Genomic DNA, 1241 nt, shown 5'->3' on the forward strand with positions numbered 1-1241 from the left:
TGACGTGCGCCCCTGATTGTTACCACTCAGAGGTAGAGTCCGGCTCCTTCATGATGGTTGGTTGATGGGATGGCAACGTGCCTGGGGGCATGCCCCCAGGCACGTTGGCCGGCGATCTCGGCGGGGGTCTTCCCGCCCAGTTTCGAGTGCGGCCTGACGTGGTTGTAATCGTGCTGCCAGGCGGCGAGCACGAACCGGGCATGGGCCAGCGACGTGAACAGCGTCTCGTTGAGGCATTCGTCCCGCAGGCGCCCGTTGAAGCTCTCGACGAAGCCGTTCTGCATCGGCTTGCCCGGCGCGATGTAATGCCACTCGACCTGACGTTCCTGCGACCAGCGCAGGATGGCCGACGAGGTCAGTTCGGTTCCGTTATCGCTGACCACCGTGTGCGGCTTGCCGCGCAGCCCGATCAGCCGCGTCAGTTCCCGAGCGACCCGCGCGCCCGACAGCGAGGTATCGGCCACCAGCGCCAAGCACTCGCGCGCGTAGTCGTCGACCACGCACAAGATGCGGAACCGCCGGCTGCACGTCAGCGTGTCGGACACGAAGTCGAGCGACCAGCGCTGGTTCGGGCCGTTCGGCAACAGCATCGGCGCCCGCGTTCCAAGCGCACGTTTGCGACCGCCGCGACGCCGGACCCGCAGATTCTCCTCGCGGTAAATGCGCCGCAGCTTCTTGTGGTTGGGCGTCATGCCCTCCCGCGCCAGCAGATAGCCCAGACGGCGATAGCCGAACCGGCGGCGTTCCGCCGCCAGCTCGCGCAGACGCGTCCGCAAGGGCGCATCATCGCCTCTCGTCGGCTGATACCGGATCACCCGGCGGCTCACGCCGACAAGACTGCACGCCCGACGCTCGCTCAGCCCGTGATGCTTACGAGCATGAGCGACGGCTTCCCGCCTAGCGTCGGGCGTCACCATTTTTTTGAGGCCAGATCCTTCAGTACGACATTGTCGAGCATCGCTTCGGCCAGCAGCTTCTTCAGCCGCGCGTTCTCGTCCTCCAGCGCCCGCAACCGCCGAGCCTCGGACACCTCCAGCCCGCCATATTTCGACTTCCACTTGTAGAACGTCGGTGAGCTGATCCCGTGGCGCCGGCACACCTCCGCCGTCGCCATACCCGCCTCCTGCTCCTTCAAGATCGCGATGATCTGCTCTTCGCTGAACCTGCTGCGCTTCATTCTCGTCCGACTCCTTTGCGTCGGACTCTACTCAAAATCGGTCACATTCCAGGGGCGCACGTCA

1 protein-coding gene is annotated in these 1241 nt (G+C 65.1%); it reads right to left on the reverse strand.

Going from position 1 to position 1241, the window contains the following annotated elements:
* Window positions 1–26: 26 nt before the first annotated feature.
* A protein-coding gene (locus tag FFS08_RS23335; protein ID WP_137865140.1) for an IS3 family transposase occupies window positions 27–1177 on the reverse strand; the annotation gives its coding sequence in 2 pieces (ribosomal slippage) (window positions 27–925 and window positions 925–1177; 1152 coding nt in all).
* Window positions 1178–1241: the final 64 nt, after the last annotated feature.

This window comes from Sphingomonas sp. 1F27F7B, assembly GCF_005503355.1.
Lineage (GTDB): Bacteria > Pseudomonadota > Alphaproteobacteria > Sphingomonadales > Sphingomonadaceae > Sphingomonas.